The sequence below is a fragment of the Pseudomonas fluorescens group sp. genome, assembly GCF_020093335.1.
GTDB lineage: Bacteria > Pseudomonadota > Gammaproteobacteria > Pseudomonadales > Pseudomonadaceae > Aquipseudomonas > Aquipseudomonas petroselini.
Map to the genome: position 1 here is coordinate 92415 of NZ_JAIOKW010000014.1, position 13688 is coordinate 106102.

The 13688-nt window shown below is 59.7% G+C and carries 12 protein-coding genes, 1 tRNA gene and 2 pseudogenes; 5 read left to right on the forward strand and 10 right to left on the reverse strand.

Going from position 1 to position 13688, the window contains the following annotated elements; all coding sequences use genetic code 11:
• The first annotated feature begins 112 nt into the window (after window positions 1–112).
• From sctC to K7431_RS16750, 3 genes are read left to right on the forward strand one after another with little or no spacing between them, the layout of a single operon-like run.
• Window positions 113–2152 (forward strand): type III secretion system outer membrane ring subunit SctC, encoded by a 2040-nt coding sequence (gene sctC / locus K7431_RS16740; protein WP_370636107.1) that lies wholly within the window; start codon window positions 113–115, stop codon window positions 2150–2152.
• Window positions 2149–2352: an HrpT family type III secretion system protein gene (gene hrpT, locus K7431_RS16745; protein ID WP_012722094.1), complete on the forward strand. Its 204-nt coding sequence runs from the start codon at window positions 2149–2151 to the stop codon at window positions 2350–2352. Before sctC ends, hrpT begins: the two co-directional genes overlap by 4 nt.
• Before the next feature lie 11 nt (window positions 2353–2363).
• Complete coding sequence (locus tag K7431_RS16750; RefSeq protein WP_012722093.1) at window positions 2364–2714, forward strand: hypothetical protein; 351 nt, start codon at window positions 2364–2366, stop codon at window positions 2712–2714.
• On the opposite strand, the gene sctU is transcribed toward K7431_RS16750, so the two are convergent.
• The 9 genes and pseudogenes from sctU to K7431_RS16795 all read right to left on the reverse strand — a co-directional run.
• Entirely contained in the window at window positions 2715–3812 is a 1098-nt protein-coding gene (gene sctU / locus K7431_RS16755; protein WP_012722092.1) for a type III secretion system export apparatus subunit SctU, read from the reverse strand.
• A complete protein-coding gene (gene sctT, locus K7431_RS16760; protein ID WP_012722091.1) occupies window positions 3809–4597 on the reverse strand; it encodes a type III secretion system export apparatus subunit SctT in 789 nt (262 codons plus the stop codon). The genes sctU and sctT overlap by 4 nt, the downstream gene beginning before the upstream one ends.
• A 10-nt stretch (window positions 4598–4607) precedes the next feature.
• The gene (gene sctS / locus K7431_RS16765; protein WP_012722090.1) at window positions 4608–4871 is read right to left on the reverse strand and encodes a type III secretion system export apparatus subunit SctS; all 264 of its coding nucleotides are present in this window, start codon (window positions 4869–4871) and stop codon (window positions 4608–4610) included.
• A 7-nt stretch (window positions 4872–4878) separates the two neighbouring features.
• The gene (gene sctR / locus K7431_RS16770) at window positions 4879–5532 is read right to left on the reverse strand and encodes a type III secretion system export apparatus subunit SctR (protein WP_012722089.1); all 654 of its coding nucleotides are present in this window, start codon (window positions 5530–5532) and stop codon (window positions 4879–4881) included.
• Complete coding sequence (locus K7431_RS16775) at window positions 5529–6542, reverse strand: FliM/FliN family flagellar motor switch protein (RefSeq protein WP_012722088.1); 1014 nt, start codon at window positions 6540–6542, stop codon at window positions 5529–5531. Before K7431_RS16775 ends, sctR begins: the two co-directional genes overlap by 4 nt.
• On the reverse strand, window positions 6539–6805 hold the full coding sequence (locus K7431_RS31160; protein WP_327193832.1) for a type III secretion system HrpP C-terminal domain-containing protein: 267 nt from the start codon (window positions 6803–6805) through the stop codon (window positions 6539–6541). The genes K7431_RS16775 and K7431_RS31160 overlap by 4 nt, the downstream gene beginning before the upstream one ends.
• A gap of 188 nt (window positions 6806–6993) precedes the next feature.
• Complete coding sequence (gene sctO / locus K7431_RS16785) at window positions 6994–7422, reverse strand: type III secretion system stalk subunit SctO (RefSeq protein ID WP_012722086.1); 429 nt, start codon at window positions 7420–7422, stop codon at window positions 6994–6996.
• A pseudogene (locus tag K7431_RS16790) lies at window positions 7409–7573 on the reverse strand (EscN/YscN/HrcN family type III secretion system ATPase); the annotation flags it as partial. The pseudogene K7431_RS16790 and the gene sctO, both read right to left, overlap by 14 nt.
• Window positions 7570–8124, reverse strand: a pseudogene (locus K7431_RS16795) (HrpJ domain-containing protein); the annotation flags it as partial. The pseudogenes K7431_RS16795 and K7431_RS16790, both read right to left, overlap by 4 nt.
• 263 nt (window positions 8125–8387) lie before the next feature.
• Here K7431_RS16795 and K7431_RS16800 point away from each other — a divergent pair.
• Both K7431_RS16800 and K7431_RS16805 read left to right on the forward strand, forming a co-directional pair.
• Window positions 8388–8939, forward strand: a complete 552-nt coding sequence (locus K7431_RS16800; protein WP_012722085.1) for an RNA polymerase sigma factor — start codon at window positions 8388–8390, stop codon at window positions 8937–8939.
• Between the two features lie 191 nt (window positions 8940–9130).
• Window positions 9131–9207: transfer RNA gene (locus tag K7431_RS16805), tRNA-Met, on the forward strand.
• A gap of 84 nt (window positions 9208–9291) precedes the next feature.
• Here K7431_RS16805 and K7431_RS16810 read toward each other — a convergent pair.
• A complete protein-coding gene (locus K7431_RS16810; RefSeq protein ID WP_012722084.1) occupies window positions 9292–13617 on the reverse strand; it encodes an AvrE-family type 3 secretion system effector in 4326 nt (1441 codons plus the stop codon).
• Between the last annotated feature and the right edge of the window lie 71 nt (window positions 13618–13688).

Here is a 13688-nt window from a genome sequence, read left to right on the forward strand (position 1 = left end):
GAAAGTTCCTATGCATAACAAGATCTCTAAGCATACCTGCTTGCATATTGATCCGCCTGACACTTCATCCAGGCGCGCCAAATGGCAATGGCTGGTTCTATTAGGCTGCATAATGGCTCCGGCGCACAACCTACTCGCAGCCATCCCCGCCGAGTGGAAAAACACCGCCTACGCCTACGAGGCCGACCACAAACCACTACGTGAAGTGCTCGAAGACTTCGCCCAGACCTTTGGCACGCAACTGCAAATCGAAGGCTTGCTGGAGGGCGACGTCAACGGCAAGATCCGCGCGAATACCCCGCAATCCATGCTGGATAGACTCGGCGTTGAGCACCGTTTTCAGTGGTACCTCTACAACAACACCTTGTTCGTCAGCACGCTGGACCAGCAGGAATCCGCGCGCCTGGAAGTCTCCTCGGAGACTATTTCCGACCTCAAGCAAGCGCTGACCGATATCGGCCTGCTTGATAGCCGTTTCGGCTGGGGCGAATTGCCTGAAGACGGTGTCGTATTGGTCTCCGGCCCCAAAACCTACATCGACCAGATCAAGCAGTTCAGCAGCAAACGCCGCTCGGCGGATGAAAAACAGAGCGTGCTCAGCTTCCCACTCAAGTTCGCCAATGCCGCAGACCGCAAAGTGGACTACCGCGGTGAAAAGCTCGTTGTCCCCGGCGTCGCGAACATTTTGCGGGGACTCTTGGAGCCCCGCTCAGCCTCGACGCTAACGGGGATGAGCCAACCCGATTCATCCCAGCCGTCCCCTCTAACCCCCAATGTACCTCGGCTGGGCAATCCGTTACTGGGCCAAATGCTCGGTGCAAATGGCAACGCAGGACAATTGGACACGGGTCCGACAGTCACGCCACGCGCCCCGGTCTCCAAGAGCCGGATCCGCGTCGAAGCCGATGTGCGCAATAACGCTGTGCTGATCTATGACCTGCCGGAACGCCAGGCCATGTACCGCGACCTGATCACTCAACTCGACGTCGCGCGCAAGTTGATCGAAATCGACGCAATCATTCTCGATATCGAACGTACGCAATTGCGTGAATTTGGGGTGAACTGGGGTTTCCAGAACAGTCGCTTCCGCGGAGGCGTCAACATGGCACCTGGCACCTCGTCGCAGGTGTCGATTGAAAACCGTGATCGTTTTTACGCCGACATCCGCGCACTGGAGGCCAAGGGCCTGGCAACCATGGTCTCCAACCCTTCTGTGCTCACCCTGGAAAACCAGCCGGCGGTGATCGACTTCAACCGCACCCAATACATCTCCCCCGGCAGAGATTACGCAACCATTTTGCCTGTCACGGTGGGCACCAGCCTCCAAGTGGTTCCCCGGGTAACGACGGGCCGCGGCGTTCACCAGATCCATTTGGTCGTCGATATCGAAGACGGTAATTTCGACGAAACCAATCCCGAGCGAGACCCCAATCACCCCGACGTTCGCCGGGGCAAGGTCAGCACCCAGGCCGTGATGCAGGAGAAGCGTTCGCTGGTAGTGGGTGGCTTCCATGTCACAGACAGTTCCGACCAGCAAAAGAAGATTCCGCTGCTGGGGGATATTCCGTTGCTGGGCAAGACGCTGTTCTCTTCGACAGAACGCCACAACAATCGCCGTGAACGCTTGTTTATCCTGACACCCCGCGTCATCGGCGACCAGGACGACCCGTCGCGCTACTTGCCACAGGACGACCAGGCTGAGTTACAAGCGGCCCTCACACCACTGGCCAGGCGCTATTCGCCGCATCAGCCGGTGATCAAACGCAGTGACATCATCACGACGCTGGCCCGCCTAGTCAGTGGGGAAGTGCCCAAAGCGTTCAACGCCGCGCCGATGCCGCTGGGGCTGAACACCTTGTGCAGCACCCGTGACTTGCTGGCGCTGAATACCGAGCGCAGCCAGTGGTACGCCGGTCCGGACTACAACGTGGCGGTGGTCGTACTGCGCAACCAGTTCAAACGCAATGTGCGTATCGATGAAAAGGAATGCAGCAACTCGCAGACCCTGGCAGTCACCGTATGGCCGCGTGCCTGGCTCAAACCGGGTGAAGAAGCCGAGGTGTTTATTGCCATGCGCCCCGTGGTGAAGGATGAACACCTCAGTGTGCCCCGCCCCTCCTTGATCACTCCCACTCAGAAGGCCACGCCATGAAACACCCTGTACTGTGCGTCATGCTGATCGGCGCTGCACTGCTCGTCGCCGGCTGCACCCCCACCTGTAAGGGCGATTCGTGCTCACGCCCACAATCGACCAAGGACAAGATGGTGATCTGGTGGCCGCCGCAAATGCGCGTTGAGCCGGGCCCCGCCGGCGAACGTGCGGATTACCAGACGGTATCGCTGGAACGGTGAGGTCCTCGTAAATGCCCGACGATCAACGCAAGGTATTTCTGGACAACCTGGTGAGCGGCACTGCTGCTCACCTGCCGCTCGCGCCCGGTATCAAGGTAAGCGCACTGCACGCTGGAGATCGCCCGGGACTCGCCCTGCAAGTTGCTCGCGAAGCGCTGCAGACCGGGCAATTGCAGCGGGTATTGGAGCTTCGCTGTGAGCACGCGCTGGCGTTCGATGGGTGTTTTGTTTACCTCGACGCCCAGTACGCCCTGGTGATCTGGCACGCACTGCCTGCCTCCAACAGCGCGCTCGACAAGATCCTCAGCCGGATGCTGTCACTGGCCGGCCTGCAAGCCTTGGATACCAGCTCGATCCGCTGATCAGTGCCGTTCAAGCTCCGGCAATTCCAGGGTTTCGCGCTTAGCCTCATCATCAAGCTCGCGCAAGGTGCGGTAAATCAGCGCCACGGCCCGCAAGGTCTCGCGCGGGATGCTTGCGCCCAGCTTTTTCGTGTAGAGCGTGCGCGCCAGCCATACGCATTGGATCACCGGCACATCGGCCGCCTTGGCGCGGCGGATCAATGTGCGCGCTTCATCGTCGGTGCCTTTGCTCACCAGCATCGGCAGCGGCGTTTTACCGGGGCGGTAATACAGGGCGACAGCAAAGTGCGTCGGGTTGACCACCAGCATGTCGGACTCCTCCAGCTTGGGCAGCTTGACCTTGGGTTCTTCCTGGGCCAATTGATACGCCAGCGAACGCCGCTGCCCTTTGACGTGGGGGTCACCCTCCATGTCTTTGTACTCCTTGACCACCTCCACCTGGGTCATGCGCATGCGCTTGGCGAAAAAGTGCCTCACCATGATCAGGTCGATAAGCGCCAGCACCAGCAGCATACCGAGGCAGACATGCAGCAAGTGACGAAACAGCGCAATCAACGCCAGGATGTAACTTTGCAGATCGCTGGTGGCCAGGTTGATCAGCGTGCCCAATGAGGGCCAGATCACTACATACAGAATCGAAGCAATCAGGCAGGCCTTCGCAATGCTCATCAGCAGGTTCATCAACTGCTGGGCAGAGAACATCTGCTTGACTTGGCTGATAGGGTTGAGGCGATTGAAATCCAGCTTCAGCGTCTCGGGAGCGAACAGCAACCCGAACTGCATCCAACTGCTGATCAGCTTCGTGGTAATCGCCACCCCGACCATCAACAGGGCGAACGAAAAAAACACTGTCATCCCCTCAAACAGCACTTCTTCCAGCGCTCGCGTAAAGGGCTGGGTCAGGCGTGACAACGGCAGTAGCATCAGTTGCTGGAAACGTTGCAGGCTGGTCTCGGCGGTGAACAAGGCGATCTCGCTGATGGCCGTCAATGCCAGCAGCTTTGCAACGTCCTGGCTTTGGGCGACCTGGCCTTTCTTGCGCTGGTCACGCAGTTTCTTGGCTGACGCGGGGTGCTTTTTTTCGCCCGAGTCACTCATGGGATTGCAACCTTGATCAATAGCCCGAGTGAGTGTTTCAGGTCGCCCAGCAGGCTCATACGCCCGACGATCAGGTCCTGCAGCAGCGCAAAGTAGAGAAGAAGGATGCCGATACCCGCCAGGCTTTTGACCGGTGGCGCCAGCGTGCTGACCTGCAATTGCTGACTGTAGACGCCCAGCAGCGCGATGCCGAACTCCAGCAACAGCAACACTGCGATAAAGGGCGCGGCGTAGAGCAACATGTGCGTGAAGGTGTCACCCAACAGGTCGATGAACACGCTCATGCCATTCGCCGCCGGCAGCGGGAACCATGCGGTGGGAGGCCAGATCAGGTAGCTGTCCCAGATCACCTGGGTCAACGTGCCCAACCCCAGGCTCACCATCAACAGGAAAATCGCCAGTTGCTTGAACAAGTGTCCAATCGGCGTCGCATCCGGCCCCAACGAGGGGTTGAGCTGGCCGCCAGCCAAAGCGCCGCGTTGGTTATCCAGCAGCGCCCCCACTGACTCGAACATCCAGAACGGCATCGCCAGCAGCACGCCCAGTAGAACCCCCAAGGCCACCTCCTTGAGCACCAGCGCCCCCAATAGAATCGCGGAGTAATCCTGGCCTGCCAACGCCGCATAGATACCCGGCGCAGGCATCAATGCCAAGACCATCACGAGGGTATGGCGCGGCATGCCCCGTATATGCTGGAAACAGAACGCTGCCACCAGGATGCCGCAGGGGTAGATCCGCGCCATGCCGATCACCAGGCTGGGCAAATACTCGAGATAGAGCAGCACGGGCAGGCCCTCAGTTCAGGGCCGAGCGGCCGATCATGTCAAAGGTCAGGTTGATCAGTTGGATCAACTCCACGCCTATCCAGCGGCCGGTCATGATCAGTGTGATCCCCACCGCCACCAGCTTGATGCCGAAGGGTAGCGTCTGGTCCTGCACCTGCATCAGTGCCTGGACCAGCGACGTCATCACGCCTACCACCACCGCCACCAACAAAGGCGGTGCCGACAGCACCACCACCAGCAACATGCCCTGCTTGAACAGTACGATTGGTTCCATAAGCCCCTCAGAGATAGGAAAGGAACAGGCTGTCGAGCAAACGCGACCAGCCGGACACCATCACGAACAACAGCAGTTTGAGGGGCAGGGAAATGGTCATCGGCGAGACCATTTGCATGCCCAGCGCCAGCAGCAGGTTGGAGACAATCAAATCGATGACGATGAAGGGGATGTAGATCAGGAAGCCTATCTCGAACCCCGCCTGCAGTTGCGACAGCACGAACGCCGGGATCAGCAGGATAAGGTCTTCGCGTTGCACCTCCTGGGCCATTTGCGCGGGCCACAGGCGTGCAGTGTTTTCCAGCAGGTGCGTCAGCACATCCGGGTCGATGTTGCGCAGCATGAAGGCACGCAACGGTTTGATGGCTTCATTTGCCGTCTGCAGCAGCGTTTGCACGTTACTCAGGTCAAGAGGCAAAGCTTTGACGCTCTCGGCAATTTCATACCCTACCGGCGCCATGATAAATAGCGTGGTCGCAAGCGCAATGCCATTGATAGCCATGCTCGGCGGCACCTGCTGCACGCCGATGGCGTTGCGGGTGATCATCAGCACAATCACGATCTTCAAGAACGCCGTACAGACGACCAATAGCATGGGCATCAACGACAATGCCGCCAAAAATACCGCCAGGACTAAGGGGTCCAACCCTTGCAGTATCATCGACCGAACATCACGCGCGACAACTGCAAACCCAGGCGCCCGTCGACTTCCACCAACTGTCCCTGGCCAATAGGCCGATCACCGTAATAGAGGCCTGCCATGCCCGGTGCGTAACCGGCAATGCCCAGCACCGCGCCCGGCGCGAGGTTGCGCAACTCGCCCAGGGTGAGGTTCAACGTGCCGCAGCGTACGTTCAGCGCCATGCTCAGTTCATCGAATGGCTCGTGACCGAATACGTCCGTCACGGGTTCATCGTCTTCTTCCCCGGCGTAGTGGGGGGCTATGAATTCTTCGTCCACAGACGTCTCCTCGATTGAAGTAAGGGTCAGGCACAACGGCCCACTGTCATCGTCAATGCACCCATGCAATCGGTGTGTGCCAACCTGTACGTAGCCATTGCCCTGGGCTAGAAAAAAGCTCTGCTCAAGCACCAGCACATCACCGACCCGCAGGCTGCGTGCTTGCGCGATCGGTAACTGCAAACGCCCAAGGGTCACCGCGATAGCCAGTCGAAACGACGCGGGCATCGGCCCGGCGCGGCCACGCCACGGGCCGGCATCGCACAAGGCCAGGAAACTCTCGGGGCTCAGCCACACATACCCCTCGACCCGGGTTTGCCCCAGGCTCACACTGAGTCGGCAGCCAAACGCCTTGGTTCGGTCGGTCTCCAGCAATCGCACATAGCCCAACAAGGCTCGCACCTGAGGGCTCAGGTGAAGCTGGAACAGCTCCCAGAACCAGGAATCCGGATCGTTGCCGGAGGGGGCCAACGTCACAGGGCACTCGCCCAGCAGGCTGAGCAACGGACCGGCTTCGGCGAGCGCCAGCACGCCACACACCGTTTCGAAGCACACCGCTTCGCCTCTTGCGGGGGCACGCCCAGGCTCGAGCCGCAACTGGCCACCCTGCCCGGCCACCTGAAACGCCAGGCTCAGGCCACGGCCCAGTCGACGTCGCGCGGCAACCGTGCTGCTCTTAACCAAAGGCACTGTCAGCAGCGGCACTATCATGCGCAGCCGACAGTGGGCAGATGCAGGCTGACCGGCTGACCCAGCGTGGCCGCAAACCGATCCTCACACTGTTGCCGCACGCCGCTTAACCAACGCGCCGTCGCAGCGTCCTCCGCTTCCAGGTCGATACTCCAGGCACCTTGTTCGCGGCGCACACTCGCGTTGATCCGCCCCAGGCGGGGCAAGTACAAGACCGCCTTGAGCGGCCACTGGGGCGCGGCCTGCAGACGCGGCGCCAGTTGCTCGGCAAGCGCCCCGATCATGACAACATCGCCCGACGCCCGGGTTCCGAACAGGGACGCCTGCGCCCCTGAGCCCTCATCGTCAGCGGCCCAACACTGGGCAAACAACCGCGTCAGCTCCGCAGGCACCCCACCTGCGCCCCCGGGTTCTCGCTCCTCTCGCGGATCACGTCGGCGTGGACGTTCAGCGGGTTTATCTGAAACCTGGGTCATGTCGGCTCCTGCGCCAATAAAAGGGATAGCTCCTGAAGTTTTTCCACCTGCCGCAGGCATTCAGTGACCTGTTTCTGGGCTGTGCCGACGCGGGTTTGCTTCTCTTCGCGCTGCCCCTGCAAGGCCTCCAACTGCCCCATGTCCCGCCGGGTATTGGCAGACAAGGAACGCTCCTGGCCGCCCCAGGACTTCAGGGCTTTCAAGGTCAGTACCTGCCCCTGGTGCTGGCTGAGCAACCGAGCACTTTGCAGGGCCTCCTCTTGCCGAGTGTGCTCAAGCGCATCCTGGGCCTGCTGGATATTCGCAAGCAGGGCCTGCTGGGCACGCTTAGCCTCACGCAGGGCGCGCTCGGCCCGATCCGCACGGTGCCGGCGCAGGCGCCTTAGCGTCTCCACTTCACTGAGCAGCACATCAGAATGGGACATAGGTGGTCAGCTCCTTGAGTTGCGCAAGCGTCGCCGCCATCGGTGCAGGCTCACGCAAGTCCTGGCGCAAGAAACCATCGACAGCCTGGCGACTGTCCACAGCCAGGTCGGTCAAGGCATCACTCCCTGGCTGGTATTCCCCCAGCTTGATTGACGTGTGACCACACTGGCATAGTAGAGCGTACGTAGCGCCTGGCGCTCCTGAGGGTCGACAGAGGCCGCCTGCAACGCCACGGCAATGTTCAGGCCCGCCTGGATTTCCCCTTTGTAACGGACCTCCAACTTGGCAATCGCATCACGCGCCAAGGCTGCTTCCGACGGGCGCACCTCGGTGTCCGCCTGGGCCGCCACATACTTGAGCACCACAAACGCGCGTGCCGGGTCCCCGCCCGCGAGTTCCAGCAATTTGTCGACATTCGGTTGCTGCAGCAATTGCCAGCGGATGCGACGTGAAAAACTTGCCAGGGTCGCCTGGGCTGGATGGCCCAACTGATCATAGATATGCGCAAGCTGCTCGGATGGGAGCACGCGCACGCCAATCTTCCTCTCACCCAACGTGCGACTGTTAGTGTCCACTTCCTGGTTGAACAGCAAAGCGAGTTCATCCATGCCCTTGACGGGCGCAGGAACGGAGGACTGGATGACAGCAGGCTGATCCAGCTGTTGGACCGGTTGCACATCGGGGGAAAATTCAACTTTCATGGACAGGCCCGAACAGGAAGAGTGTTTCCCTGTGTGGCAAGACCCGACCAGGCGGTTCCATCAATAGACGATTGCACGGCCATTTTGAAAAGACTTGCACAAGCCTTCAATGGTCTATGCAAGGCGCTGCACAAAATCGCATCAATACAAGATATTTATTTATATAAATCAATACGTTAATAAAAAATTTTCTTTGGCACAGCCAGTGCAAAAGGGGTTCCCGTCGACACCCTTTCGACTGCGTCTACACCAAGGAAAAAACCATGAATATCCCTATTGAAGCCTTAGCGCACCTCGTTGGCAGCTCGCCTCAATTCATGCATCACCTGACAGACGACCAACAAAAAAAACTTCGGCGTTTCATTCACAAACGCGTACTCAACCCCGAAGATGCAGACGATCTTCTGCAATTGACCTACCTGGAAGCCTGGCGCAACCGCGAGCGCTTCAGCGGGAATGCCACGCTCAGCACGTGGATGTGCGGCATCGCGCAAAACCTCATACGCAACCACTTCAGGCGCCTGTACGCCAAGCCGGTGCATTGCGAATTTGACGAGTCGCTCTGGCATGGCCAAGAGGATAACCACAACCTGGATTGGGAGTTTGAAATCAACCGGCGCCTGGAAAAAACCCTGAGTGCCATCGACCACCTGCCAATCGAAATGCGCAAGACGCTCTACGCCTCACTGGAAACCGACGGCAGCTACCAGGACACCGCTGACGCACTGGACATTCCTATCGGCACCGTTCGCTCGCGCCTATCAAGGGCGCGCGAACAGCTCAAACGCGCCACTCAAAACCCGAAGTCTCCTTAACGTCAGGCCACGCGTTGGGCGGCAGGGATATCTGCCCAACGCGATCAGGCTTTTCTGGTACGCGACAGGGTGAATCGCGAACCACTCGTCGTCCGAACCCGTGATTTCGCTTAAACAGTTGAAAGCGCAGATAAAAACTCAAAATAAATACTTGACGCATTCCCGTTCTACGCGAATAATGCGCGCCACTTGGCTACATAGCTCAGTTGGTTAGAGCATAGCATTCATAATGCTGGGGTCCGGGGTTCAAGTCCCTGTGTAGCCACCAAGTACTAAAAACGGCTTACCGAAAGGTAAGCCGTTTTTTTATGCCTCGTGAAAAGTGCCGGGGCCGCCGTAGAGAGGAGGCGATTCAGATCGCTGCTGGTTTTTGTGTCCTCACGCGCTGGTCTGCCAAGTCAATGGTCAGGTCATGCCTGGGCAAGCTGTCCAACGTATCGTTCAGGTTCATTCGCAACGGTTTATCGGGGTCCACTCCGTATTCAAGGTCAGCATTCACACGCTTCTGGGTGTAACTCAAGCCGGCACTGCTGGAAAAGCTGAGATTCGCCCCAGCGGGTATGGACATGCCATGGGACTGGGTGGCGGTGTAGCTCAGGCTCATGCTTTTAACCCGCAGGTTGCGACGATCACTCAGGGCCTGCCGGATCAGCGGCTCGGTATTGTCACCGGCAAGATGGCGACGCTCTATCGTGCGCAGGACCTGCGGCTTGAGCTCCATGCCGAGCTTCACCGAGGTGCCCTCACCGTGCTGCAATTGATTGAGCACCTGGGCAAGCTGAGGGTCGTCCTTTAACCACTGTTCAATGGCCGCTTTATTGGCCGGCGCCACATCATCCAGCCAGGCATGACGCCCATCATCGCGTAGCCCCACGCGTGTGACGGAGGACTCGACCGACGCCAGTTGGCGCAGCCCGTTTTTCACCAGGTCTTGCTGGGTCATCAACTTATCCAACGACTGGCTGATGGCATGGTAAGCGTCCGGCTTGGTCGCCATGGGCGGATGGGCCGCGAGAAATCGCTGCACTGTAGCCAACTGTTGATCCACAGTAGTGCCCGACTGATCAATGCCCGCCAAGTCATGCTTGAAGGTCGACGAATAGGCCGAGACGCTGCGTTTGAGGTCATCAATCTGCGACTGAGTGACCGGCTCCGGATGCTTGAAAGAAAAGCTGAAGGCCTGCGATTCCCCGCGATCAAACTTCACCATGACCGAGAGCTCCGGCAACGCAAACCCAGCCACGCTCGGCCCACCGCTTTCGAGACTGCCTAACGCCAATACATTGACCGGCGCGAAATTGGCCCCCACGCCGCCCTGCCTGAGTAGTTGCGCACTGGTTGACGTCGCTTGGCTGGCGCCCGTTGCGGTGTGCGTGGTGGACTGACTCTTGTCCGCATGCGCGAGATTGAGGTTGCCCACCCAACCGATGCCGGCGCGAATCACTGAGTCCAGCTCGGCGATGTTTTCCTCTGGGCTGTACATCAGGCGTAATTGCGCGAGCGCGTCCAGGCTTACATCACCACTGAGCTTCGAACTCGTGCCGGCAGCGTGCGCGTCACCCAGCGCCAGCAAGTCGTAGACCGTGCCCTGCTCGCCGGTCAGGATCGACATCATCTTGCCAAAATCTGCCTCCTTGACGTCAAATTCGATGCTCGCCCCGGTGGTCTTGGCCACCGCCGCGGTCAGTTCACCAGCGACCCTGAAACCAGGCCCCACCGGCCCCGGCCTGGTGCCTAGCGTCTGCCCCCAGCCCACCGAACCGGCCAGTCGCCGCATATCGTCCGCACTGATGTCAACCCGAGCACCTTTGTCGGTACGGCTGATACTCACGCCGTGGGTGTGAGCCTTGGAGGCTCCCAAAAAAAACTCCACGGATGCCATGGGCTTTATCCCCGTCACCATCAACCCCAGGCTTTTACCTTGGGTACGGCTCGGAGCAAGTGCCTGGCCACTGCCCAGTTGCTGTACCTGCTGGGTCATTGCCTCCTTGATGGACGCATCGGAGGGCATCCCCAACAGGCCCGAGAGATGCCAATGAAGAGCCGATCCTGGTGTTCCAAGGTCCTTGGACAACAATTTGAAGTTACCGTACAGCGACTCCGCCTGACCGTAACTGGCGATACCCTGGCTGGCCATTGTGTGTACAGGGCTGTCTTTAAACGCCTGCATGATGTCGTTCAGCGACGTTTCAATACGCGCCAGGGCAGTTGGGCTATGACCTGACATACCGTCAAGCGCTTGAGCCAGGTCCGCCAATTGCTTGAGCGTGTTCGCATGATGAATCAGGTCGCCCTCGATAAGTGCCGAGGGATGGTCCAGGTCGCGCTTGCGTCCTGGCTGCCAAGCGGGAAGCGCAAGGTTCTGTCCCTCAAAGTTGGCCAACATCACAGCGGTCGGCTTTTCCGCCGACGGAGAGGCCCGCTTGAACGCCTCATACAGCTGATGCAGCGTTGAACCAGGGTTAATCGTCGCCCTGCTCAATGTGGGCCGAGGGTCAAACGCGACCCCGTGTGTATCCCCCAGGCGGCGAGCGCTGGACTGGCTGCTTTTTTCGACCGTGGTCAGTGCGTCGCGGATCTGCCCGGCCACTGCCTGCCGCGGCCCCGGCCCGCTCAGGGACGTGAGCCGCGCCTCCAGATCAGTTGGCACCGGCTTGCTCTGGGCCAGGGGCTGGAGCTGGTCGTGCAAGCGCTTACCGTCCGCGTAGACCGGCTCCAGCCCCCGCCGGCCTTTGAAGTGTTGCTGTATATCCCTACCCATTTGGCTGAGCGATTGCAAAGGGTGGAAGTGCGCCTTGACCCCTTGGAAAAAATCGCGCTTGAGCGGCATGCCCTCCCGCGTTTGCCCCATGACGTTGCTGCTTACCGTCAGCGCACCGCCGGAAAACGGTGCACGCACCGGCATGCCCGCCAACTTATCGGCCAGTGACGGTGCCGGGGTGGTCGATAACATCGGGCCCCACTCCATCGCACTGGCGGTGGCCGTATCCAGTCGGTGGAACTGCTTATTCCACCCGCCCACCAAGTGCTTATCGGCGCCCATCCGCAGCGACTCCAAAGGTTGTCGATCCGGGAGTTCAACCTTGCGCCAACTTTGCGCAATCGCGGTATTGCCTTGCCAGGCTTGATGATCCGCCTTGAACAACTCGCCACCCCGGGTGTGCGCATAAAGATTGCCCTCGTGATCCAACGCCAGTGTCTTTATGTCAATCGGCGGGGACAGGGGCAACGGCCTGGAGACCCCGTCTTGATGGACCTGAAGCTGGTTATCCTGGTCCACGGTGACAAAGTTACGGCCATCCGCCACGGCGAATCCCGTCACGCGCCGGTGGCTATCCCCCGCGAGTACCTCGTCCAGGGAGACGTGCGGGCGCGGCGCAGGAAGAGCCGCCAGATCATGGCTGGCCCCTTCAATCAACGGGTCGCGCACTTTACTGATGGCCACCGCTTTCAACTGCCCGTCTTGCAGTACATAGGCGCGACCATCCAGCCCCCGCTCCAGATGCTCGAGATCCGGTTGGGCCGTGTTTTCCCAGCGTTGGGCCGCGTCATCCCACGTCAGCAGACTGCCGGCATCCAGCGCAACCTTGCCCCGTTGCCCGAGATCAACCGCCGCCGCCAGCGCCTGCAGGCTGGGCAGCGGCAGACCTTTTTCGATCCCCTTGACCAGCACATCGCTGAGGTTCCATTGCGGGCTGAGTGCGTTGCCCTCACTCAAGGGGACGCTGTGCAATTGCTGGCGTGCGTCGCGAACCTGGGCATTGAGTTGCCCCGCGTCATCATGAAAGAACCCTTCCACACTGACGGCCCCCTTCAACGCCCGCTCCAGCGAGTCGACCGGTTGCGGGACCATCGGCAGCGCGTGACCTTGCGCCGTGCGCAGGTCTGCAAAGACGCACTCACCGTCCGAGGTAGCGCCGTACAACGTGCTTCCCGACAACCCAATACGCGTGAGCTGCACAGCTAATCCAGCCTCATCGACGGGGTGCAGGACCTGCCCGCCAACGCCCTGAAGATGCACGCACGAACCCTGCTGGGACTGACTCAGCAGCGCCGTCATGCGCCCTTGCGCGCTGCTGTCTGCAAACCCCTCGGGGGTCTTCAGCAACTGCCCTTCTTTCGTCAGGCCAATACGGCTGAATGCACGGGCATCCGCGTCGGGCGTCCAGGACAACGTGAGGGGTTCAAAGCGAAACAGTCGCCTGCCCTCCAGACGGAACTGCTGGCCCTCTACAGTCGTTTGAACAGCGCTGACACTCCCGATATGAGCACGACCGGGGCTATCGACGGCAGCGCCGGAAGCATCAGGAAGACTGCTTTTGAACACCGCAGCAACCGCCGGCGTGGACTGAATATGGAACAGATACTGGCGCTCATCCTTCATCCGCAAGGTCTGGCTGCCAGCGGCAGAAGGACCGTCGGTCACATAATGTTTATTCGGTTGGTTGAGGTGATGGGCAATATCACGCCCTGCCAGGGTCGTATCAGCCTGTACCTTCCCGTCTTTGAGACCGACATCGAACTGCATCGAGGTCGGTTGCAGCGTTCGATAGTGGTTCAGCGACATGTTCGGCAACAATGGCGGGGGGCTGCGCGGGTGGGACTCCTGGCTCCACCTCGGCAAAAACTTGCTAAGGTCGTGCTGTAATTTCTTAAGAGGGTCGAGTTCTATGTGCATGGTAGTGCTCCCGAACGAAATCAATCACAGCTGTCTAGTGGGCCCCGGCTTTATTTGGTTCCACGTGTGAC

Coding starts and splice junctions, on each gene's coding strand:
- sctC (WP_370636107.1), top strand. CDS start 113: ATGGCTCCGGCGCACAACCTACTCGCAGCCATCCCCGCCGAGTGGAAA.
- hrpT (WP_012722094.1), top strand. CDS start 2,149: ATGAAACACCCTGTACTGTGCGTCATGCTGATCGGCGCTGCACTGCTC.
- K7431_RS16750 (WP_012722093.1), top strand. CDS start 2,364: ATGCCCGACGATCAACGCAAGGTATTTCTGGACAACCTGGTGAGCGGC.
- sctU (WP_012722092.1), bottom strand. CDS start 3,812: ATGAGTGACTCGGGCGAAAAAAAGCACCCCGCGTCAGCCAAGAAACTG.
- sctS (WP_012722090.1), bottom strand. CDS start 4,871: ATGGAACCAATCGTACTGTTCAAGCAGGGCATGTTGCTGGTGGTGGTG.
- sctR (WP_012722089.1), bottom strand. CDS start 5,532: ATGATACTGCAAGGGTTGGACCCCTTAGTCCTGGCGGTATTTTTGGCG.
- K7431_RS16775 (WP_012722088.1), bottom strand. CDS start 6,542: ATGATAGTGCCGCTGCTGACAGTGCCTTTGGTTAAGAGCAGCACGGTT.
- K7431_RS31160 (WP_327193832.1), bottom strand. CDS start 6,805: ATGATCGGGGCGCTTGCCGAGCAACTGGCGCCGCGTCTGCAGGCCGCG.
- sctO (WP_012722086.1), bottom strand. CDS start 7,422: ATGTCCCATTCTGATGTGCTGCTCAGTGAAGTGGAGACGCTAAGGCGC.
- K7431_RS16800 (WP_012722085.1), top strand. CDS start 8,388: ATGAATATCCCTATTGAAGCCTTAGCGCACCTCGTTGGCAGCTCGCCT.
- K7431_RS16810 (WP_012722084.1), bottom strand. CDS start 13,617: ATGCACATAGAACTCGACCCTCTTAAGAAATTACAGCACGACCTTAGC.